This window comes from Devosia crocina (assembly GCF_900116545.1).
Classification (GTDB): Bacteria; Pseudomonadota; Alphaproteobacteria; order Rhizobiales; family Devosiaceae; genus Devosia; species Devosia crocina.
Map to the genome: position 1 here is coordinate 85,208 of NZ_FPCK01000002.1, position 22,096 is coordinate 107,303.

The window sequence follows — 22,096 nt, forward strand, 5'->3', positions numbered from 1 at the left end:
TAGCTTCCAGGATCAGCGCTGCGGTGAGCGTTAGACGCTCGACCGGGATGGGTCAACCGGCAGTGCCTCGATGATGACGAATGCTTGGGCAAGACCTGCATCGTCTGTGATGGTGATGTGGATATGGGGCTCGTGGCCGGGGGGGACAAGGCGCTCCAGGGCGCGCGCGGCGCCATTGGTCAGTTTCATCGTGGGCTTGCCCGAAGGCAGGTTCACCACGCCCATATCCCGCCAATAGACGCCGAAACTAAGGCCGGTTCCAAGCGCCTTGGAACACGCTTCCTTGGCGGCAAAACGCTTGGCGTATGATGCGGCGCGCTGCGCCCGGCGATCGGATTTTTTGCGCTCGATCTCGGTAAAGCAGCGATTGGTGAAACGCTCGCCATAGCGCTCGATGGTGTTGGCGACGCGATGAATCTGGATCAGGTCGGAGCCGAGGCCAATGATCATGGGCGAACTTCGAGAGTGTAACATTCATCTTTCGTCACGGCGCGCACTCCTGTCGACCTTACCATCCCATTCGAGGGTGGAAATCATTCCCGCCTCTCGAAGGCCTGCCCGCTGGACTGCGGAGAGTCCGGGGCTGCGTTTGAGCGTTGCCAGAACATCGGTGAGTTGCGCAAGATCGCGCACTTCGATTTCAAAGATCATCTGGTGGAAGTCGGGCGAAATCATTCGCATGACGAGATTGTTGATATTGGCGTCGCATGCAGCAATGGCCGATGAAATCTGGGCGAGGGAGCCTGGCCGATTGACCGATTCCATCGAAATCACAGTGGCGTAGAGTTTGTCCTCGGTCGCCGCGACATCCCAGCGCACATCGACCCAGGCGACATCCACATCGTGCTTTTCGATCAGAGCATCCGAATGAATGGGATAGACCGTGAGGGGCGCGTTCGGCTCCAGAATGCCCACCAGGCGATCGCCCGGGACAACGCCCTCACCCGAGGTCGCGACAGGCGTATGGAAATCGAGTTGTGCCAATGCCGCTTTGGCATTCACACCGGCATGCTGCCCGCCCGGCACGCGGAACTTGAACTGATCGGTCGCGCGCAGAGCAAACCAGCCGTCAGCCGTGTCAGCGACCGGCAGATCGAGCTTGCGGCGACGCTTGCGGATGCCCTTGACCTTGGCCAGGGCATTGGCAAGGTCCTCGCTGCCGATTTTACCTTCGCCCACAGCCACCAGCAGTTCCCGCCGTCCAGGCTGCGCCAGCTCTTCGGCCAGAGTCTTCGATTCGCTGTCGTCGAGCATCACGCCTTCACGCTCGAGCATCATGTTCAGCACGTGCTCGCCCAAGGCATATGCACGCTGCATGGACGATTGGCGTACAGCGCGGCGAATGGCGGCGCGGGCCTTGCCCGTTGCGGCGATGCCGATCCAGTTGCTCGGCGGGCGATGGTTCTGGTCCCGCAGAATTTCGACTTCATCTCCGGAACGAAGTTGCGTCACGAGCGGCAGGATCAGGCCATTGATCTTCGCCCCGACACAGGTATCGCCAATATCGGTGTGAAGCGCGTAGGCGAAGTCGATCGGTGTCGCGCCCCGCGGCAGGGCAATGAGGCGCCCGCGCGGCGTGAAGCAAAAGACCTGATCCTGGAAGAGTTCAAGCTTGGTATATTCGAGGAAATCTTCGGCCGAGATGCCGGAGGTGAGATGGCTGATGGTCTGGCGCAGCGAGCCATAGGCCTGCGACTCGTTCTCGATACGACCTAGATTGGCAGACGAGCCGTCCTTGTAGAGTGCGTGTGCGGCGATACCGAACTCGGCGATGCGATCCATCTCTTCAGTGCGAATCTGCAATTCGACTCGCTGCCGGCTAGGGCCGACGATGGTTGTGTGGATCGAACGGTAGTCGTTGTGCTTGGGGACAGAGATATAGTCCTTGAAGCGGCCGGGCACGACTTTCCAAGTCGTATGGATCAGCCCAACGGTCGTGTAGCATTCCGGCAGGGAACTCACGATCACGCGAAAGCCGATCATGTCGGACAGCTGCTCAAGCGCTATGGATTTGCGCTGGATTTTGGCGAAGATGGAATAGGGTGATTTCACCCGCGCCTTTACCCGCGCCGTGATGCCTGCAAGAGCAAGCCTGTCGGTCAATTCGCGCGTAATGGTGTCGATCGCCTCACGATTTTCGACCTGCAACAGGTCAAGCCGCTCGGTGATGGCCTTGTAGTGCTCGGGCTGAAGGATGCGGAAACTGAGGTCTTCCAGCTCGTTGCGCATGTCCTGCATACCCATGCGGCCGGCGAGCGGGGCATAGATATCCATGGTCTCCTGTGCGATGCGCTGCTGCTTGTCAGCGCGCATGAACTGGAGCGTGCGCATGTTATGCAGCCGGTCCGCCAGCTTGACCAAGAGAACGCGCACGTCCTGACTAATGGCGAGAAGCAGCTTCCTCAAGTTTTCGGCCTGGGCCTCCTCGCGACTGACGAGATTGAGTCGCTCGATCTTGGTGAGGCCATCAACAATGGTCGCGATCTCGCCGCCGAAGATCTGGTCGATCTCGGCCCGAGTCGCATCGGTATCTTCCACTGTGTCGTGCAAAAGTCCGACGGCAATGGAGGCATCGTCGAGCTTGAGCTCGGTCAGGATCGCGGCCACTTCGAGCGGATGGTTGAAATAGGGGTCGCCGGAGGCGCGCTTTTGCGAGCCATGCTTTTGCATGGCGTAGACATAGGCCTTATTCAACAACTGCTCGTCGGCGTTCGGGTTGTAAGCCTGAACGCGTTCGACGAGCTCATACTGACGCATCATGGAAGTCGCCGCTCTCGGATAGATCCATACTTAGCGCGTCGAATGAAAATGGGAAGAGTCGGGCTTGAACTAAGTGAGGGACGAAGGACCCAACTGAAACAAAACACCCCCGGCAATGCCGAGGGTGCTTGAAACACAGTGCCAGACGACTTAGTCGTCGCGGCGCTCTGGCGGCGCCAGGCTTTCGATGCCGCGCAAGAGTTCTTCTTCGCTGATCGTGTCGAAGTTGATCGAGTCATCGTCTCCTGCGCTCTCGATGAGCGGAGCGGCGTGGCTTTCGGGCTCGTCCACTTCGACATATTTCTGCAGCGAATGGATCAGATCTTCGTGCAGGTCGTCCGGCGAAATGGTGCCGTCACCGATCTCGCGCAAGGCAACAACCGGATTCTTGTCGTTGTCACGCGCCACAGTGATCTGAGCGCCAGAGGAAATCATGCGCGCACGATGAGCGGCCATGAGCACGAGGTCGAAGCGATTGTCGACCTTCTCGATGCAGTCTTCAACGGTGACGCGTGCCACGAACGTCTCCAAACTTGTGGGGATAAAGTCTTCGCATACACTACGCTTGCAGCCAGCGCAACCCGCAACGGGAATCAGCGCACCGGCTTGCGTAATGCGTAGGGGCTAAATATACGGAACATGAATTTATTTGACGACATACGAGGGTGCAGATTTCGCGCCCAGCTCGTGACCAATCGAGATTTGTTCGGACTATTTACTTTAGAGGATATTCAGACGATGGCCGTAGATCCCCGTGAAAAGATTGCCCTCTTTATCGATGGTGCAAACCTTTACGCGACGTCCAAGGCGATCGGGATTGATATCGATTACCGTAAACTGTTGAGCGAGTTCAGTTCCAAGGCCTATCTTCTCCGCGCAAACTACTACACCGCACTGGTGGAAGATCAGGAATATTCCTCGATCCGGCCGCTGATCGACTGGCTCGACTACAACGGCTATACGGTGGTCACCAAGCCTGCCAAGGAGTTCACCGACGCGCTTGGGCGACGCAAGATCAAGGGTAATATGGATATCGAGCTTTGCGTCGACGCACTCGAGCTCTCATCCTATTATGACCACCTGATCCTGTTTTCCGGCGACGGCGATTTCAAGGCGCTTGTGGCTGCGCTACAGCGCAAGGGTAAGCGCGTCACCGTGGTGTCGACGCTATCGACCTCTACTCCGATGATTTCGGACGACCTGCGCCGCCAGGCAGACTTCTTCATGGATGTGGCCGAACTTGCCAAAACTGTCGGTCGGCCGCAGGTGCAGAGGCCGACCGAGGCTTAGTCTGGAGTGAAGGGCTTCTGAATGAAACCCAACCCTATCCCCGCCCACCTTCCTTCATGATGCGAGCCTTGTCGCGGTTCCAATCGCGATCGCGGCTTGTTGCACGCTTGTCGTAGTTCTTCTTGCCTTTTCCGAGCCCGATCAGAAGCTTGGCACGGCCTTGGTCGTTGAAGAACAATTTGAGTGGGACAATGGTGTTGCCGGCGCGCGAAACTTCCTGATCCAGCTTTGCAAGCTGCTTCTTGGAAACGAGGAGCTTGCGCGGACGCTTTTCGGAATGATTGAAGCGATTGGCCTGCAAATATTCGGGGATGTGAGCGTTGATCAGCCAGAGTTCGCCCTGCTCCGGCGATGCGTATGATTCGGCGATCTGCGCCTTGCCGAGCCGAAGCGACTTCACTTCCGTACCTGTCAGTACAATCCCCGCTTCGATAGTTTCCCCGATCTCGTAATCGAAACGCGCACGACGGTTTTCAGCCACGAGACCGTGACTGATCCACCCATTCTTGTTCTTGTCGTTCTTTTGCTGTGCCATGGCTCTCTTGAATGCAAAACCGGTGCAGAGCACCGGCCCGCATCGCTTAGGTAAAGCTTCTAGATAAGACCCGCATGGGCCATTGCAAAGTCCATGGCGTCTTGCGTGGGCTTGCTGATCGGCGTGAGGGGCAGGCGCATCTCGTTGGCGCAAAGATTGAGCCGATTGGCCACATACTTTGCCGGAGCCGGATTAGGCTCCATGAAAAGATCCTTGTGAAGAAACGAGAGCTTGTCGTTGATCTCGCGCGCTGCCTTGAAATCGCCTGCGAGGGAAAACTCCTGCATCTGCGAGCAAAGGCGCGGTGCCACATTGGCGGTTACCGAGATACAGCCGTGACCACCATGCGCGTTAAACCCTAGGGCTGTGCTGTCGTCGCCTGAGAGAAGGATAAAGTCGGACCCGAGCTTCACGCGCTGTGCGGTCGCGCGTTCGAGATTGCCCGTGGCGTCCTTGACACCGATGATATTGTCATGGGCATCGCGTAGCCGGGCAATGGTGTCGACGCTCAGATCAACGATCGTGCGGCCCGGCACGCTATAGAGGACGACCGGGATGCCGACTGCTCTAGCCACTGCAGAGAAATGCTGAAATAGCCCTTCCTGATTGGGCTTGTTGTAATAGGGCACAACCGAAAGAACCGCATCGGCGCCGGTGGACTCAGCAAACTTGGCAAGTGAGACCGCTTCGGCCGTCGAATTCGACCCCGCGCCGGCCACGATGGGCACGCGCTTGCCGGTCACCTCGATGCAGATTTCCACAACGCGACGATGCTCTTCATGGCTGACCGTGGGGCTTTCGCCTGTGGTGCCGACAGGCACGAGGCCGTGAGTGCCCTGCGAGATCTGCCAATCGACGAAGCTGGCGAAGGCTTTCTCATCCACAACCCCGTCACGCATGGGGGTGATGAGTGCCGTAATCGAACCTCGCAGCATTTTCGTCGATATTCCCTGTTGCCGGCCTCAGCCGGGTTGTCATGTCATTTGGGCCAACCGACCCTCGCGCACCATACTTTCAACCGTTGCATGTCACAAGGCAGATGGCAGTTCTGTCGCAATCAACGCTTTGCCCGAGCCGCGGCACTATGCCTGCGCTGTTCTTCGCGCTAGCTATGATGAGACGAACAGCCAGAGGGGAAAGCCAGCGTGAGAAAGCCCAGGTTTGTACCCGACGAGCACGCTGCATTTGCGGGTTTGCCAGTGCAGTATGTTGCGACGCGCAATCCGCGTGTGCGTGCTGCAATTCACCTTACTGCACCTCTCGGGGGACACACCCTGCCGCTGATTTGCCTTTCCGGGCTTCAGCGAAACATGAGTGACTTCATCGGGCTGGCTGACTATTTCAGGCGCCGCAAAGGCGAGAACTGGCCTCTGGTGCTGGTTGACCTGCCTGGCCGCGGACGCGCCGATGACCGGGAGCGGGACGCCGATTACGGCACGCTTGCCGACGCCGAAGATGTCGCTGACATTCTTGCGGCGCTCGGCATTCGCCGATCGATCCTTCTGGCTCAGGGACACGGCGGACAGGTCAGCATGGCACTGGCAGCCAGGCACCCCCTGCTGATCGCCGGCCTGGTACTGCTGGATGCCGGACCAGTCGTGGATTCACGCGGGATCGTACGATTGCGCAACAACTTTGAGCACATTCGCACCCTGCGCGGCGCAAAGCGCGTGACTGCCGGACTGCGACGAATGCTAGCGGGCGACTATCCCGACCTTTCCGGGGAGCAACTCGATGCCCTGGCGCAACGCAGCTACACAATGGACAAACGAGGACGGCTGCGGCCGCTCTTTGACGAGCGGATTCTAGCGCCCCTTGCCAAGATCGGCCTCGGCGACGTGCTGGAGCCACAGTGGCCGCTCTTTGAGGCTTTAAAGAGCCTGCCCTTGATGATGTTGCGTACCCAACTTACCGACCAGTTGCGACGAGAAACCTTCGAGGAGATGGTCAAGCGACGACCCGACGCAGAAGCGCTGACGATCGCCGGCCAAGGCTCCCCTGCCCTGTTTGACCAGCACGAGGAAATCGAGGCGGTGGCCGATTTCGTCACGCGCGTTTCGCGCGACGCAATCAAACGCGCTGCCTAGCTCTCAGTTCGGCACGCGAAGGGACACGACGATGCGGCGATTCAGTGCCTTTCCAGCCGGAGAACCATTGTCGGCGACCGGCTGAGACTCGCCATAGCCAACGGCGTAAAGCCGGTCGGGCGCGATCCCAAGATTGATAAGTACGGAAACGACGGCCTCGGCGCGCGCAACCGAAAGAGCCAGGTTCGCACCCGCATCGCCATCAGAGTCGGTGTGACCAGCCACTTCTACGCTGGCGTCCGGACACCGGGCCAAGGCATCGGCCATCGCGCCAATGATATCTGATGCTCCTTCGAGCAACACCGCAGCGCCGGAGCGGAACAAGATCGCATTCTGGTCGGACAGCTCATCGAGCACAGCGCGGCACTGATCGAGCGCCGCAGCATCAGGAGCAGCAGCTGCAACTTGCGCGACTCCCACCAACGTTTCAGCAACAATCGGCTCGCGGTCGGGCCTTGGTTCGGCTGATGTTTCCACCACAGGCCTGACAGCCGGCTGCGGCATAGGAGCCGGAGCAGCGAGCGCCAAGCTCCAGCCGTGCTCGATCAGGCGGTGCTCGGCGAGGGTTTCACGGATGGAATCAGCGTCCGCGGCCGATTTAGGCGTGCCTGAAAGGAGCCACTGCCCCCTATCAAGCCGCATCTCGCCATCAGCGAGTCGGGACATGAGCGGCAGTGCATGATCAAGAACGGAGACAAAGTCGACAGGTTCGCCAGACCCATAGCGCAGGGCTGAAGTCGTTCCTGCCCCAGCAAGATCAATGAGGGTATTCTCGACTTCAGGCGACGGGACATAGCCACTCAGCGCCAAACCCCCGCCGGAATTAAGGCGGGCGGAAAAGGTGTAGCGCTCAATCCGTGGAGCAGAAATCTCGGCCATGGCTAAAATCGTGCCCTGAGGCACTGCAGTGCGCAGGTTCTGCCGAAGATCTATGAAGTCCGCCTGCGTGTTCGCTACGCCTGAAACGGACAGGACGGTGCCGCGGAGCGCGAAGCGGCCTTCGCTCAGCCGGTTTAAGGTGGCAAGACCAAAGGCTGTCGCGGCGTCATAAAGGGATGGCGCTCCAGATCCGAGCTTCAGCCAGGATGTATCAGCCCCGTCGGCTTGGCTGAACGTGGCACGTGTCGCTTCGTCTGGCGCGTAGCCATCGAAAACCAGGGTGCCGCCAGGCTGGCGGGAAACGCTGACCCAATAGTCGGCGACCTGCGGCGGCGGAACGGTCACCACCGATCCGGTCGCGTGACCGGGCGTGGATAGAACTGGAGCAATGGTAAGCACAACAAGGCTCGCGACCATCCGAGCGCAGGAGAGTTTCGTCATATAATGTCCGCCGCATGCAAGAAACGGCAAACTAGAGGATTTATGCGGCAGCAAAAAGCCGCCCGACAAAGACTTAGCAACGGTTTTCCGCTGTCAGAACAAGAAAAGGCCCGGCGTGAGCCGGGCCTTTCAAATTTCAGAACCGAGGCTTCGATTATTCGAAGGACTTGGCAGCCTTGAAGGTGACCTTGTAGGCTTCTTCCGAGTTGATTTCGCCCTTGATGGACGAGGTGAAACCACCGCCCGGAGCCCAAGCGAGTTCGGCAGCGCCGTAGAAGACAGAGTCTTCGGTGAAGCCGTAGGAAGTCGCGGGGTAGTTGCGAGCCGAGATGCCGTCGCCGAAGTAACCGCCGATTTCACCGGTGACCTTGATGGTTTCGGTAACAGCAGCAACTACCTGAGCAGCAACCTGCCAGGTCGAGAGGTCATCGCCGAAGATCGAGGTGTCGTCAAAGAAGTAACGAGCGCCGAGGTTGATCGACACGCCTTCAGTGATGTTTGCACCGATCGAACCGCCGAAGCCGTAATCGGTGTAGTCGACGCCAGCGCCGGAGACGTTGGCAACTTCACCCGAGATAGCGATCTTGAACAGGTCGAAGCTGGCTTCAGCCGTGGCAAGGGCGTTCAGGACGTCGACGCCGCGGAACTTGTGGTTGTCCCAGTAGGAAACAGCGCCACGGACCTTGAACATGTCGAAGCTGCCGGTTGCACCGGCATGGACTGCCCAGGATTCAACGGTACCATCGAGCACGCCGAAGGCTGCGCCGGTAACGTGAGCAGTGATGCCCTGACCAGCGTAGGACACGACACCGACGAGAGTACCCTGCTGGCTCGGAGCAACAGTGGTAGCAGCTGCGACAGTGTTGTTCAGGTCGAACGCACCGCCGAGGTTTTCAAGACCGACGCCAACGTTCACGCCATTGCCGAGATCGGAAACGACCTGGATCGAGTAGCCGCCGAGGTAGTCGGTGTCGGCATCGATACCAACGCCCTTGCCGTCGATGTCATCGGAGATGAACAGGCCGAGGAAGTTGAACGGAGCATCGTCGTCGAGGTTGGCGATCGAGCCCTTCTTACCAGCCATGATGACAGTGGTGTCACCGACCGAGACGTAAGCTTCGTCGATCACGAAACCGGCAGTGGTGTCGCCGTTAACAGTGGTCGCCGGAACAGCATTGAAGGTGGTGCCCTGACGGTTGGAACGGCCTTCGTTCCAGGTCTGGAGACGCTCAACGCTCTTGAGCTTGATCACAGCCTTGGCCGGACCGAAGTCGGAATCGGCAGTGCCAACGGCCTTGAGCCAGGCTTCAACCTTCGATTCCCAGTCGTGCTCGTAGACTTCGCCGGTGACGGGATCAACCACGCTGTTGCCAGCAGGGATCTTACGGCCGTTGGCGAGGTTGCCGCCGGTCACTTCGTCGAACGTACCAGCAACGGTGGCTTCGCGGTTCCAGTCACCCCAGATGAATTCGTACGACACGCCGCCGGTGATCTGCAGGCAGTTGTTGTCGGACGAGATGGTCAGGCCCGAAAGACCGAGAGCGTCGCAGACGTCCAGCGAGGTGAGGACGCCGAGATCGGCAGCATAGCCAGCGGTCGAGAGACCGGCGGCAGCAACAGAACCGAGGATAAGGCTCTTGAGTTTCATTAATTGACCTCCAAAGTCAGTCATTTTTGTGCCGGTTACCCAGCGGTTTGTCGAAACGCGACCACACTATTCGTGGTGCAGTGTGTTGCCGTCGCGCTGCGACCGACAAACGATCCCATGCATGGATTCGCAAGACCCACTCTACGCATGGCGAAGCTTGACGCAATCTCACAAAGCGGGATTTGCCTGTGCCACAATATGGTTGGGTTTTGGATGTTGCAGATTCAGCACACCGCCGGAAACCAATTGTTAAGAGATCTGAAGAAGCTCTTAAAATCCCAGGATTCCGGGCGTTTTCGTCAGGGGCAAGGCGGGTGGCAGAGTATGACCAAGCCCTCCATACAGTACGGACCGGACTGCCCGATCCATGGCATGAGAGTGACCGGAATATGAAAACGCCTGAGTTCGACCCTTGAGATCGAGACATTCAAACTTGGCGATGGGCCTAGGCGCGAAAAACCTCTACGCCTTCGATCCAGGTCGAAAGCACCTGTCGATGATCGGACATATGGACGAAGTTCGCATGAGCGTCACGATTGAGGTGCCCATGCGTGCCCTCCATGCCGATCGCCTGTGCGGGATAGAGCGAGGCCATGCGCACTGCTTCGTCTAGGCCCAGCCCAATCGTGTCGGCCATCAGGACCACTGCATCGATCATGTCGAGATCGGCACCGGCCAGGGTTCCGTCCGCAAGGCGCAGTGCGCCATCTGCACGGGTAATCGTGCGACCGTTGAGCGTCAGGGTGTGGAGGTCGGTTCCGGTCTGCGACATCGCGTCGGTAACAAGAAAAATCTTGCCTGGCCCCTTCTTTGCACCGAGCGCGGCTCTGATGCTGGCAGGATGGACATGGATGCCGTCTGCGATGAGACCTGCAAAGATTTCAGGCCTGTCAAGCGCTGCCCCTACAACGCCGGGTTCGCGATTGCTCAATTGGCTCATCGCGTTGAATAGATGGGTGACCATGGTGGCGCCTGCTGCAAAGGCGGCAGTGGCCTGGCTGTATCCCGCATCGGAGTGGCCAATGCTGACAATCGCGCCGGCTTGCACCAGTGATGCGATCTGCGCGGGCGACACGGTTTCTGCCGCGACGGTGCAGAGAAGATTGGGCAGGCCTGCAGCTGCCGCCTCCAGGCGTGAGAGGTCGGCCGCATCCATGGGGCGGATAAGCGAGGGGTCGTGCGTACCTTTCCGCGCGAGAGAAAGGTGCGGCCCTTCCAGGTGAAGACCCAGAAAGCCCGGCACCCGCGCTGCGGCGGCAGCTAGCCCTGCATCGATTGCGGCCTCGGTTACCGCTGCCGTATCCGTGATCAGCGTCGGCAGGAGCCCTGTCGTGCCGAACTGGGCGTGTGCCGCGCAGATGGTACGAATGGCTGCGAGCGAGCGATCGTTGTTGAACAACACGCCCCCGCCACCATTGACCTGAAGGTCAACGAAGCCCGGCACGATCGCACCGCCGTCAAGAACTACCCGGCTTGCATTGGCCGGAACCTGGCTGGCAGCAACAATGCCTGCCACATGACCGAACTCGATCAGGAGCGCTGCGTCATCATGCCATTCCTGGCTGTCGAATATGCGAGAGCCGAGAACGGCAAGGAGATCGCTCATACTGTTTCAGTCACCTTCTTGAGTGCGGGAGGCACATCAGGATTCAACCCACGGTGACGCGAAAGTGCTTCCACAAATCCGTAGAAGGAAACGATCAGCGCCAACGGGTCGGTGATCGGATGGCCAGTGGTGGCGAAGGGCAGCGCTTTTGCAGCGCCGGACTTGCTGCTTGTCAGAAACGCCAGCGCGCCCTGACGGGCAAGCTTGTGCGCCATGTCTGCGACCGAGGACTCCGCCGCATCGCGGGCGGCGAGCCCAAGAACAGGATAGCCCGGGGTCACGATAGCGACCGGACCATGCATGACTTCGGCTGCGCTATAGGATTCGGCTTGGATATTGCACGTTTCCTTGAATTTGAGCGCAGCTTCGCTGGCGATAGCAAAGCCCGGCCCGCGGCCCAGAACGTAAAGCGCATTATGGCCATCGAGCGCGGAAACCATTTCGGTCCAGTCGCAGTCCACCGCCCTAGCCAGACTCTCGGGTAGCCCGGCGATGGCCCGGGCCAGGTCGGCATCGTCGCTCCAGCGAGCGAGCAGGGCCAGACCGGCAACGACGGATGTTACGTAAGTCTTGGTTGCCGCCACGCTCTGCTCTATGCCGGCGTCGAGATCAACAGTGAAGTCGCTTGCTTCTGCAAGGGGCGAACCCTTGGTATTGGTGATGGCGATCGTGGTGGCGCCACTTCTCCGGGCCGATTGAGCCATGCCGACAATGTCGGGGCTCTTGCCCGATTGAGAAATCGCTATCGCTGCGGCCCGATCGAGGCGAAGATCCTTGCCATAAATCGAGGCGATCGAAGGGCCTACCGAGGCAACTGGGATACCGAGAACGAGTTCGATGGCGTATTTAAGATAGGCCGAGGCATGGTCGGAAGATCCGCGCGCCACTGTGACGACAACTGAAGGGTCGGTCTGTCGCAATCTCGCTGCAGCTCGGTCGATTACCGGACCAGAGCTCTGGGTGAAGCGCGCGACGACTTCAGGAATTTCATTCACTTCGCGCCGCATATGTGTTTGGGATGTCATGGCTTGGTCCCTCCATTACCAGGGGCGTCGCCCAGCCGAAGCTCGGCGACAAAATCATAGGTATCGCCCCGATAAATGGAGCGGGTGAATTCGATAACCCGCCCGGAGGCGAGATAAGATGTGCGCTCGATGTGAAGGCTTGCCGAGCCTACGGGCACCTGCAGGAGCCGGGCATCGTCCTCGCCCAGATTGGCTGCGCGGATGCGCTGGATGGCTCTGATCGGCCGATTGCCGAATGTCTCGAGATATTTGTAGAGCGAGTCCGCGACTTCTTCTGGCTTGGGCAGAACGGCGCTCGACAGGCTCGCTCGCTCGACAGCAAGCGGTACGTCGCCGCTCAAACGTAGCCGCGCGATGCGCGATGCACGCTCGCCGGGAGAAAGGCCAAGGATGACCGTCTCCTCAGGAGAAGGCAAATAGAGCCCACGGTCTAGCCACTCGGCGCGAACGGACATACCACGGCGAGCCATGTCTTCAGTAAAGGATGTCAGTTGCGATAAGGATTGCTCGACCCGTTGAGTGGCGGGTGCCACGAAGGTGCCGGAGCCATGGCGCTGGACCAGCACGCCTTCGTGAACAAGCTGAGCAACGGCCTTGCGGACAGTGACGCGCGATACATCGACCTTGATGGCAAGGTCGCGCTCCGAGGGTAGCGCGTCGCCAGGCTTTATGGCGCCGCCAGCGATCGCATCTTCGATCCAGCGCTTGAGCTGAAGATAAAGCGGGCCACCGGGAGGCAGGATTACAGGTTGATCCGAGAAAAACGTTTCCGCCGTTTCAGCCACCGTGTTTTTCTGCCCCATGTTCAGTGCGGAACGCTCTTGTATGCCGATTTGATACCAATGCGATACCATTGGTTTGCAGCAGTGTCGAGGACGGAGCCCACTACCGCCATGTACCTCAACTTGCCTATCGGATTTCGCCTTTTCTGGACAAGTGGTATTTTTTTGGCATTATCGTCAAAAAAGGAGTGATCAATGGCCGAACGTCCAACCGAGATGCGACACAGCGCGGCACAAGGGCTGGAATTGCGTCCCGCTGAAGAGATCCTGGACGTCCTCGCCTCTGCTCAGGTCGATGCGGCCAGGTGCGTGGCTAGTGCCATTCCGGAGATTGCTCACGGCGCAACCGTAGCCGCCCAGTCCATCCGGGCCGGTGGCCGGCTGATCTACGTCGCTGCCGGAAGTTCAGGGCTGATGGCGCTGGCGGATGCATTGGAACTGCCGGGGACGTATGGCATTTCGCCGGGCCAGATTGTGGTGAGGCTCGCCGGTGGATTTGATTCGCTGGTTGCCATGAAGGGCGGCCCAGAGGACGATGCAGCCATGGGCCGGCAGGAGATCGAAGCGCTTGCGCTCAACTCTGATGACTGCGTAATCGCACTGACAGCAAGCGGCGAGACACCCTACCCCGTTTCAGCGATCGAAACCGCTTGTGCCACGGGTGCGCGGACCGTCGGGCTGTCAAACAATCCCGGCACGCGCATCCTTGAGCTAGCCGAAGTAGGCATCTGCCTGCCGACACCACCCGAGGTCATCGCCGGCTCTACCCGAATGGGTGCGGGCACCGCTCAGAAGATTGCGCTCAACATGCTTTCGACGCTGATGGCAATCGAGCTGGGGCACGTGCATGACGGATTCATGGTCAATGTCATTGCCGACAACCTCAAGCTCAAACAGCGTGCCAATGGCATCGTTGCCTCGATCACAGGCACGAATGCCGAGGGCGCCGATGCCGCTTTGACCGCAAGTAATGGTGCGGTCAAGCTGGCGGTGCTGATTGCGGCCGGTGCCGATGACCTCGCGATGGCCGCTTCAGTGCTAGACCAGCATAAGGGCCATCTGCGTCCTGCCCTGGCAGCCCTGCGGATCTAACGACAAAATCTCGTGGCGTGCTGTCGAAATCTCGCACTGCGCCTCGTCTAGAGGGCGAGAGCTTCTTGTGGAGAAAAGAGATGACAAACGAACCCGATGGCGACCGCGAACTGGTTCTGACCCGGCTGATCGATGCGCCGCCCGCTGCGGTATTCCGGTGCTGGACCGAGCCGGAGTTGATCACTCGCTGGTTTGCGCCAAAGCCCTGGTCGACGCCAAGGGCCAGCGTCGATTTGCGACCTGGCGGGGCGAGCCTTGTGGTCATGGCCGATGAGGCGGGCAACGAATACCCTAACCCTGGCCAGTATCTCGAAATCGTGCCCGGCAGGAAACTCGTCTTTACCGATGCGTATGTGGGTGACTGGAAGCCTTCGGAAAAGCCGTTTTTCACCTGCACACTGACCTTCGAGGACGAGGGCGGCAAAACCCGCTACACAGCGGTCGCACGGCACTGGACGCGCGAAGACAAGGAGGCCCATGAAAAAATGGGCTTCCATGAGGGCTGGGGACTATGCGCGACGCAAATGGAAGCGGTAGCCAAAGCACTTTAAGTGCTGCGGCTCACCTTGGGAGATCCTAGTTCACCCTGCTGCGACAGCGGCGCGAGGCATTTCGGAGAAGATCTCTGCCGTGCCATTGCGGATGATCACGATCTCTTCAAGCCTCAGGCCAAAGCGGCCTTGTAGGTAAATGCCCGGCTCGATGGAAAAGACCATGCCCTCGTCCAGCACGGTTTGGCTTGTTCCAGTGATATAGGGCGCTTCATGCACGTCGATGCCGAGGCCGTGCCCGGTGCGATGGAGGAAATTGGGGCCGTAGCCTGCTTCCGTTATAACGTCGCGGGCGGCCTTATCCACATCGCTGGCCTTGACGCCTGGCTTCGCCGCCGCAAGCGCTGCCTGAACGGCTCGGTCAACGACAGCATGGATTTCTTCGTAGCCTTCGGGGGCAGACTGGAAGTAGCCCATCCGCGTCATGTCCGAAGGATAGCCATCGAGGCGGCAGCCGGTATCGATGAGCACGGCATCACCCGCCTTGAGCCTGGTAGCTCCGGTGTGGTGGTGAGGGAAGGCGCCATTTGCGCCGAAGCAGACCGAACAGAATTCCGTGGTCGCACTGTTAGACTTGTAAAAATCTGAGATGAAGGCGGCCACGTCGAGTTCGCTCATGCCGGGCTCAAGCGCCGCGAAAGCAGCTTGAACCGCCCGATCATTCAAAAGATGTGCGGCCTTCAGGCGCGCGCGCTCCTCTTCGTCCTTGCGAGAGCGCAGGTAGCCTACCGTATCCTGCGTGAACCTGCGTTTGGCGCCGGGCAGTGCATCAAGCAGCAAGAGCGCGAAGTCGGCACGCATGGTTTCGTCGAGCACGATAGAGGGGGCGACGCGAGACACGCCGGTAGCATCGATCAACTGCTCCAGGGCCGCGCCTGGACCGTCGGCATCGGTCCAGGGAAAGAAAGGCAGATCGGTGTGCTGGCGCGAGGAATCGACGTTGAGCGCTGGCATGAGAAAGCCAGCAAAGGTCTGGCTCACCAGCAGCATCACAGGCCGCTCATCGCCGTGCGGCGAAAGATCGGCAAGCCATCGCATGTGGCTCGATGGGCCGATTGCGACCAGGTCGGTCGAGGTTTCAGCCATGCGGTGGCGTAGATTGGCCATGCGGGTGGTGAGCGTGGAAGTCATTGCGCTGCTCGCTCCAATAGTCGCGGGAAAGTTTGGAGAAGAGTGCGAAGCCGGGCGGGGATGCTGCCCGGCTTCGTAGGCGGCGGCACGAGGGGCACGTTGCCGCCGCAAATGGCCGTGGAGACGTTGCTCCAGGGCCTTATGGGGGTCAGTTCTTGGTCACGAGACGGTAATAGACGAAGTCCGAATTGGACCCGTTCACATAGCCTTCGACATTGGACCCCATGCCGATCTGCAAGGCGGCCTGGAACATGATGACGATCGGGCTTTCCGCCTGAACCTTCTGCTGAAGGTCGACATACATTTCGTTACGGACGTTCTGGTCGGCTTCCGCCAGGGCGGCGTTGACTTCCGCATTCATCTCGGCCGGCACTTCCCAGGCGTTCCGCCAAGTGGTGGTCGCCGTGTAGTTGTCGTCCGAATTGTCCGAGTTATAGGCGAAAGCCTTGGCGTTGGAGTGGGGATCCATGAAGTCCGGGCCCCAATACAGCAGCATGGCCTGGTGGGTCCGCTCGCGATACTTGGTGATTACCTGCGCGCCGGTGCCGGGCAGGATTTCGAAGTTGATGCCAGCTTCGGAGAACCCGGCCTGTAGCGACTGAGCGATATCGGTGAACGGGGTCGAATTGATCACGTCGAGAGTGACGTTGATCGGGGTTTCGACACCGGCATCGGCCAGGATCTGCTTGGCCTTTTCGACGTCATAGGTGAAAGGGGTTTCGTCATAGGAGCCGGGGAACCCTTTGGGCCAGAAAGCCTGGTGCTTTTCCATCTGGCCGGCGAGGAAGGTCTCGGTCATCCCGTCATAATCGACAAGATAGCGCGCCGCTTCCCAGACGGCGGGATCGGTCAGCGATTCCGTCTTCTGGTTGAACGAAAGGAAGTGGACGGCCGCCTGTGGGAAAGTCTCGACCTTGACGTTGTCGCCGAGCCCGGCAATCTGGTCCGGGGTCAGGTTCTTGGCAAGATCCACATCGCCCGAAGTCAGGAGCAGCTGCTGGGTCGCCGCTTCCGCGACGTGGCGAATAAGAACCTGCTTCATGGCAGGCGCGCCATTCCAGTAGTTTTCGTTGGCGGTCAGGCGAACCAGTTCAGCCGGGCGGTAATCGGTGAGCGTATAGGGCCCCGAGCCTGCCGAATTGGTGTTGAGCCAGGCATTGCCCATGTCGCCATCGACTTCGTTCTCCATGACGAGAACTTCGTCGACAATAGCGCCGGGCCGGGCTGCCAGCACGTTCAGCACGAAGGCCGAGGCGAAGTCGCCGGTCCATTTGACGGTTACGGCATTGCCCTCGACCGTCACCATTTCGTCGATGTTGTCAGCCGTCCAGCCCAGCTGGGTCAGGATGAAGGCAGGCGTCAGGTTCAAGGTCACGACACGCTTGAACGAGAACAGCACGTCTTCGGCACGAACCGGATTGCCCGAAGCAAAATTCGCCCCGTCGCGCATGGTGAAGGTCAGCGACTTGGCGTCTTCGTCGGCAGTCCATTCGCTGGCCAGGCCTGGCGCGAGGACAGTGGTGTCCGCAGCGTCGTACTGGACGAGCTTGTCGTAAAGATTGGCGTTGATCTCGCCGGCTGAGAATTCATAGGCCTGCGCGGGGTCGAGCGCGACGATATCGTCGATGTTCTGAGCGATGACGAGTGCATCGGCAGGGGTGGCGGCATAAACGGCGCCCGCTGCCAATGGCAGGGTGAGCGCGGTCGCCAAGAGGGCAGCGCGGAAGAGCTTCATGTGCGTTTCTCCTTTGAATTGACTTTTTTGCGAACCGGCTTGTTGGCGCCGATCTTTGGTTTTGCGGTCAGCTGTCGCGCCGGGCGCGCGGTGGAGCGGAAAAGAGCGAGCGTGCCGCTCCACAAGAGCCGGGCAGGCTCATCGGTGTGGTTTGACCAGGAATGGGGCCGGTTGCCGCGAAAGTGCAGGCTATCGCCGGCACTCATTATCATTTCCTCGCCATCGAGGCGTTGCGTGATCGAACCCTCGAGCACGTAGAGAATCTCTTCTCCCTCATGCGCCACGATTTCCGATTTATACCCCGGGGGCACCGTCATGATGAAGCTTGAAAGCTGGCTGCCCGGAAAGTCGGCACCGAGCCGCTCATAGACGATCGAGGATCCGTCGATGGAGAACCGGCTGCGGTCCCCTGCCCTTGTCAGCGCATTGTGCGAGGCGGGGGCTGCGACGAAATAGTCGATGGATACGCCCAGCGCCTTTGCGATCTGGGCAAGCGTGCCGAGCGAGGGCGTGGCATGGTCACGCTCGACCTGGCTGAGATAACCCACCGACACGGCGGCGGCAGCGCCCAGTTCCATCAGCGTCAATTGCTGCTGGCGGCGGCGTGCACGGATCAGCGCCCCGACTTTCGGGTGCCCCTCATTCAGCTCTGCCAGAGCGGTCTCCGCCATCCATCCTCACCAAAATTTTTTTGATATAAGCAAAGTTTCTTGTATGGTGAAAGTGAAATGTGAAGGTTTTGCAATCCGCAGGAAAGCCAATCTGCGGAGGCAAATCGTTGTTTAAGTAAGAGGATTTCGTGTGACGACCGAACAGCCCACGCTGGCCTCGCCTCCACCGGATAAAATTTCAGGCAAGCGCGCACGGCGTCAGCTTTCGGCGCTGGCCGGTTTCGTCATCACACTTTTCCTCACATTTCTTGGCCTCCTGGCCATCACCTTTTTTATCGGCCGGGTAATCCCGATCGATCCGGTTCTGGCGGTTGTGGGCGATCGTGCAACCCAGGCGCAATACGATGCCGCAAAAATCGCCATGGGCCTCGACCGGCCGCTTTACGAGCAGTTCGTCTCCTATGTGGTCAACGTCTTCAGCGGAGATCTTGGACGCTCGGTGTCCACGGGCCGCGCCGTTGCCGATGATCTCAGCCGCTTTTTCCCGGCAACCTTCGAAATGGCGACGCTGGGCATCCTAATAGGCGTCGCTCTCGGCGTGCCCCTCGGGGTAACGGCTGCCGCTCGCCAGGGCTCCTGGCTCGACCAGGCCATCCGCGTGGTTGGCCTCCTCGGCTATTCAGTCCCCGCCTTTTGGCTTGGCCTTGTCGGGCTCGCGATCTTTTATGCGCGACTGCGCTGGGTGGGCGGTCCGGGCCGTCTCGATATTTTCTACGATGGTCTCGTCTCGCCGGTCACAGGCATGATCCTGATCGACAGCCTCATCCAGGGCGAGATCGACATTTTCTGGAATGCGGTCTGGCACATCGTGCTGCCCGCTTCCGTGCTGGGCTTTTTCAGCCTCGCCTATATCGCCCGCATGACCCGCAGTTTCATGCTCGATCAACTGAGCCAGGAATTCGTCACCACGGCGCGGGTCAAGGGCGTGCCTGAACGCGTCGTCATCTGGCGCCATGCGTTCAAACCCATCCGGGTGCCACTGATCACCGTCATCGGCCTCTCCTATGCTGGCCTGCTTGAAGGTTCGGTGATGATCGAAACCGTCTTCTCCTGGCCCGGCATCGGAAACTACCTGACCACAGCTCTTCTCAATGCCGACATGAACGCCGTCCTCGGCTCCACCCTCGTGATCGGATCGGTCTTCATCGTCATCAACAAAGTCTCCGACGTCCTCTACCGAGTCCTCGATCCGAGGGCCCGCTGATGGTTTTGGGCGAAATTTCGGGCTTTGCACCCCTCACCCTGACCCTCTCCCCAGAGGGGCGAGGGGAAGCAAGAGGCGAAGCATTTGCGTCGGCGTCTGAACTGCAGCCGCGCCCATCGTCCCCTCGCCCCTCTGGGGAGAGGGTTAGGGTGAGGGGCCTATCCCTTTCGAATTGTGCAGGAGCCTCCTCATGACCACCCGTGACTGGCTTCTCGCCGATTCCCCCACCTCACGCCTGCAGGCCAATGTTGGGCGCGCCTACCGCGTATTCACCGCGCTCCTCCGCAACCCGCTATCCGTGCTGGGCGGGATCATCATCCTCGTCCTCCTGCTGACAGCGCTCTTTGCCCCATTGATCGCGCCCTTTTCCCCCACCGGGCAGAATCTCAGCCAGCGCCTCCTGCCGCCATCGGGGGTCAACTGGATGGGCACGGATGAGCTTGGCCGCGATATTTTCTCCCGTGTCGTCTGGGGGTCGCAAATCACCCTCACCATCGTGGCGCTGGTCGCGCTGATCTCGGCGCCGCTCGGGCTGCTAATCGGCGCCATTGCCGGCTATTTCGGCGGTTGGATCGACAAGATCCTCATGGGCTTCACCGACATCTTCCTGTCGCTGCCCAAGCTGATCCTGGCGCTGGCCTTTGTCGCCGCCCTCGGGCCCGGCATCAACAATGCCATCATCGCCATCGCCATCACCTCCTGGCCCGCCTATGCCCGTATCGCGCGGGCGGAAACCCTCACCATCCGGAATGCCGAATACATCTCCGCCGTCCAGCTTGCCGGCGCGGGCCCGATCCGGGTGATCGTGCAGCACATCCTGCCCCTTTGCACCTCATCCATGATCGTCCGCGTCACCCTCGACATGGCCGGCGTCATCCTGACCGCGGCAGGCCTTGGCTTCATCGGCCTCGGCGCGCAGCCGCCACTCCCTGAATGGGGCGCCATGATCTCGCGCGGACGCACCTTCATTCTCGATCAGTGGTGGGTCGCCACCATGCCGGGCTTTGCCATCATCATCGTGTCCTTGGGCTTCTGCTTCCTCGGCGACGGCCTGCGCGATGTGCTCGACCCCAAAAGCGAGGGCAAATCATGAGCCCGCTTCTCGAAGTTGAAAATCTCCGCGTCAGCTTCCCCACCCATTCGGGCCGCGTCGAAGTGGTCAAGGGCCTTTCCTTCACCCTCGGCCGCGAGCGGCTGGGCATTGTGGGCGAGAGCGGGTCCGGCAAGTCGATGACCGGCCGCTCCATCCTTAAGCTGATCCGCAAGCCCGGCGAAGTGACGGCCGACAAACTGCGCTTCGACGGCATCGATATCCTCGACCAAAGCGAAAAGCAGATGCGCGCCATTCGCGGCGCCCGCATCTCCATGGTCATGCAAGACCCCAAATTCTCGCTCAACCCGGTAATGAGCGTTGGCGAGCAGATCGCTGAAGCGCTGATGACGCACCAGAAGCTGGGTCGGCGGGAGGTGCAACAGCGCATCCTCGACATGCTGACCGCGGTCCGCATCAACGATCCCGAGCGCGTGGCAAAACTTTATCCGCACGAGGTCTCGGGCGGCATGGGCCAGCGCATCATGATCGCCATGATGCTGATCCCGGAACCGGAACTCTTGATTGCCGACGAGCCCACTTCGGCGCTCGACGTTTCCGTGCAGGCTCAGGTGCTCGACATCATCGACGATCTCGTCACCCGCAAGGGCATGGGGCTGATCCTGATCAGCCATGACCTGGCTCTCGTCAGCCGCTATTGCGACCGGATTCTCGTCATGAATGCGGGCCGTGTCGTTGAAGAATGCGCTGCCGGCCAACTTGCCGAGGCCCAGCACCCCTATACCCGCGGGCTGCTCGCGGCCATGCCGGTGATCGACGAAACACGAGATGAATTGCCGGTGCTCGACCGGACACAATGGGCCGGCACATGAGCGCACTTTCCCTCAAGAATCTCGACGTTTCCTACGGCGAAACCAAAGTCGTGCACGGGGTAAACCTCGAAGTCGCCGAAGGCGAAAGCTTTGCCCTCGTCGGCGAAAGCGGCTCGGGCAAGTCGACGATCCTGCGCGCCATTGCCGGGCTCGCGCCAGAATGGACAGGCGAAATCTCCGTCCTCGGCAAACCGCGCAGCCATGGCGTCGATCGCAGCGTGTCGCGCACCGTGCAGATGGTGTTCCAGGATCCCTATGGCTCCCTCCATCCGCGCAAGACCATCGACGCGGCGCTCTCCGAGCCGCTTGCGATCCATGGCATCGGCAATCGTGGCGAGCGGGTCGAGGCGGTGCTGGCTCAGGTCGGCCTCGACCAGCGCTTCCGCTTCCGTTTTCCCCATCAGCTGTCCGGCGGCCAGCGCCAGCGCGTCGCCATCGCCAGGGCGCTGATGCTCGAGCCCAAGGTTCTCCTCCTCGACGAGCCCACCTCGGCACTCGACGTTTCGGTGCAAGCCGAAATCCTCAACCTCCTCAAGCGCCTGCGCCGCGAACAGAACCTCACCTTCCTCATGGTGACGCACAACCTGCCGGTCGTGAGCTTCCTCTGCGAGCGCCTTGCCGTGATGCGTCATGGCCGGATCGTCGAGATCGCCGATGTCGCTCAGCTCAAGCAAGGCGAACTCAACGAGCCCTATTCGCGCGAACTGCTCGCCGCGACCGCAGGCGCATAAGCCAA

At 60.1% G+C, this 22,096-nt stretch carries 21 protein-coding genes; 8 read left to right on the forward strand and 13 right to left on the reverse strand.

What is annotated here, in order from left to right:
* Positions 1-30: 30 nt before the first annotated feature.
* The 3 genes from acpS to rpoZ all read right to left on the reverse strand — a co-directional run bounded on the left by acpS (position 31) and on the right by rpoZ (position 3,279).
* On the reverse strand, positions 31-450 hold the full coding sequence (acpS, locus tag BM364_RS10100) for a holo-ACP synthase (RefSeq protein WP_092424192.1): 420 nt from the start codon (positions 448-450) through the stop codon (positions 31-33).
* Positions 451-474: 24 nt separating this feature from the next.
* Positions 475-2,760, reverse strand: a complete 2,286-nt coding sequence (locus BM364_RS10105) for a RelA/SpoT family protein (protein ID WP_092424194.1) — start codon at positions 2,758-2,760, stop codon at positions 475-477.
* 150 nt (positions 2,761-2,910) lie between these two features.
* Entirely contained in the window at positions 2,911-3,279 is a 369-nt protein-coding gene (rpoZ, locus tag BM364_RS10110) for a DNA-directed RNA polymerase subunit omega (protein ID WP_035081556.1), read from the reverse strand.
* A gap of 219 nt (positions 3,280-3,498) precedes the next feature.
* On the opposite strand from rpoZ, the gene BM364_RS10115 reads away from it, so the two are divergent.
* Positions 3,499-4,050 (forward strand): LabA-like NYN domain-containing protein, encoded by a 552-nt coding sequence (locus BM364_RS10115; RefSeq protein ID WP_092424196.1) that lies wholly within the window; start codon positions 3,499-3,501, stop codon positions 4,048-4,050.
* A gap of 34 nt (positions 4,051-4,084) precedes the next feature.
* On the opposite strand, the gene smpB is transcribed toward BM364_RS10115, so the two are convergent.
* Both smpB and dapA read right to left on the reverse strand, forming a co-directional pair.
* On the reverse strand, positions 4,085-4,585 hold the full coding sequence (smpB, locus tag BM364_RS10120; protein ID WP_092424197.1) for an SsrA-binding protein SmpB: 501 nt from the start codon (positions 4,583-4,585) through the stop codon (positions 4,085-4,087).
* 59 nt (positions 4,586-4,644) lie between these two features.
* Entirely contained in the window at positions 4,645-5,520 is an 876-nt protein-coding gene (gene dapA / locus BM364_RS10125; protein WP_092424199.1) for a 4-hydroxy-tetrahydrodipicolinate synthase, read from the reverse strand.
* Between the two features lie 210 nt (positions 5,521-5,730).
* On the opposite strand from dapA, the gene BM364_RS10130 reads away from it, so the two are divergent.
* Complete coding sequence (locus tag BM364_RS10130; protein WP_139232567.1) at positions 5,731-6,672, forward strand: alpha/beta fold hydrolase; 942 nt, start codon at positions 5,731-5,733, stop codon at positions 6,670-6,672.
* Between the two features lie 3 nt (positions 6,673-6,675).
* On the opposite strand, the gene BM364_RS10135 is transcribed toward BM364_RS10130, so the two are convergent.
* From BM364_RS10135 to BM364_RS10160, 5 genes are all read right to left on the reverse strand, one after another.
* The gene (locus tag BM364_RS10135; RefSeq protein ID WP_092424203.1) at positions 6,676-7,992 is read right to left on the reverse strand and encodes an OmpA family protein; all 1,317 of its coding nucleotides are present in this window, start codon (positions 7,990-7,992) and stop codon (positions 6,676-6,678) included.
* 154 nt (positions 7,993-8,146) lie between these two features.
* Positions 8,147-9,640, reverse strand: coding sequence for a hypothetical protein (locus BM364_RS10140; RefSeq protein ID WP_092424205.1), 1,494 nt, complete (start codon positions 9,638-9,640; stop codon positions 8,147-8,149).
* A 445-nt stretch (positions 9,641-10,085) separates the two neighbouring features.
* On the reverse strand, positions 10,086-11,246 hold the full coding sequence (gene nagA, locus BM364_RS10150; protein WP_092424209.1) for an N-acetylglucosamine-6-phosphate deacetylase: 1,161 nt from the start codon (positions 11,244-11,246) through the stop codon (positions 10,086-10,088).
* A complete protein-coding gene (locus BM364_RS10155) occupies positions 11,243-12,271 on the reverse strand; it encodes an SIS domain-containing protein (protein WP_092424211.1) in 1,029 nt (342 codons plus the stop codon). Before BM364_RS10155 ends, nagA begins: the two co-directional genes overlap by 4 nt.
* Positions 12,268-13,056 carry a GntR family transcriptional regulator gene (locus tag BM364_RS10160; protein WP_244542844.1) on the reverse strand — a complete coding sequence of 263 codons (789 nt, stop codon included), beginning with the start codon at positions 13,054-13,056 and terminating at the stop codon, positions 12,268-12,270. Before BM364_RS10160 ends, BM364_RS10155 begins: the two co-directional genes overlap by 4 nt.
* A gap of 192 nt (positions 13,057-13,248) precedes the next feature.
* On the opposite strand from BM364_RS10160, the gene BM364_RS10165 reads away from it, so the two are divergent.
* Both BM364_RS10165 and BM364_RS10170 read left to right on the forward strand, forming a co-directional pair.
* The gene (locus BM364_RS10165) at positions 13,249-14,145 is read left to right on the forward strand and encodes an N-acetylmuramic acid 6-phosphate etherase (RefSeq protein ID WP_092424215.1); all 897 of its coding nucleotides are present in this window, start codon (positions 13,249-13,251) and stop codon (positions 14,143-14,145) included.
* 80 nt (positions 14,146-14,225) lie between these two features.
* Positions 14,226-14,696: an SRPBCC family protein gene (locus tag BM364_RS10170; RefSeq protein ID WP_092424217.1), complete on the forward strand. Its 471-nt coding sequence runs from the start codon at positions 14,226-14,228 to the stop codon at positions 14,694-14,696.
* Between the two features lie 30 nt (positions 14,697-14,726).
* Here the strand turns inward: BM364_RS10170 and BM364_RS10175 are convergent, their stop codons facing one another.
* The 3 genes from BM364_RS10175 to BM364_RS10185 form a co-directional block, all read right to left on the reverse strand.
* On the reverse strand, positions 14,727-15,827 hold the full coding sequence (locus BM364_RS10175) for a M24 family metallopeptidase (RefSeq protein ID WP_092424219.1): 1,101 nt from the start codon (positions 15,825-15,827) through the stop codon (positions 14,727-14,729).
* A 148-nt stretch (positions 15,828-15,975) separates the two neighbouring features.
* Entirely contained in the window at positions 15,976-17,562 is a 1,587-nt protein-coding gene (locus BM364_RS10180; RefSeq protein ID WP_092424221.1) for an ABC transporter substrate-binding protein, read from the reverse strand.
* Positions 17,559-18,233, reverse strand: a complete 675-nt coding sequence (locus BM364_RS10185; protein ID WP_092424223.1) for a helix-turn-helix domain-containing protein — start codon at positions 18,231-18,233, stop codon at positions 17,559-17,561. The genes BM364_RS10180 and BM364_RS10185 overlap by 4 nt, the downstream gene beginning before the upstream one ends.
* Positions 18,234-18,444: 211 nt before the next feature.
* On the opposite strand from BM364_RS10185, the gene BM364_RS10190 reads away from it, so the two are divergent.
* The 4 genes from BM364_RS10190 (at position 18,445) to BM364_RS10205 (ending at position 22,091) form a co-directional block, all read left to right on the forward strand.
* Positions 18,445-19,437: an ABC transporter permease gene (locus BM364_RS10190; RefSeq protein ID WP_244542868.1), complete on the forward strand. Its 993-nt coding sequence runs from the start codon at positions 18,445-18,447 to the stop codon at positions 19,435-19,437.
* A 190-nt stretch (positions 19,438-19,627) separates the two neighbouring features.
* Positions 19,628-20,530 carry an ABC transporter permease gene (locus tag BM364_RS10195; RefSeq protein WP_092424227.1) on the forward strand — a complete coding sequence of 301 codons (903 nt, stop codon included), beginning with the start codon at positions 19,628-19,630 and terminating at the stop codon, positions 20,528-20,530.
* Positions 20,527-21,360, forward strand: a complete 834-nt coding sequence (locus BM364_RS10200; RefSeq protein WP_175528560.1) for an ABC transporter ATP-binding protein — start codon at positions 20,527-20,529, stop codon at positions 21,358-21,360. The genes BM364_RS10195 and BM364_RS10200 overlap by 4 nt, the downstream gene beginning before the upstream one ends.
* Entirely contained in the window at positions 21,357-22,091 is a 735-nt protein-coding gene (locus tag BM364_RS10205) for an ABC transporter ATP-binding protein (protein ID WP_092425285.1), read from the forward strand. Before BM364_RS10200 ends, BM364_RS10205 begins: the two co-directional genes overlap by 4 nt.
* The last annotated feature ends 5 nt before the right edge of the window (positions 22,092-22,096 follow it).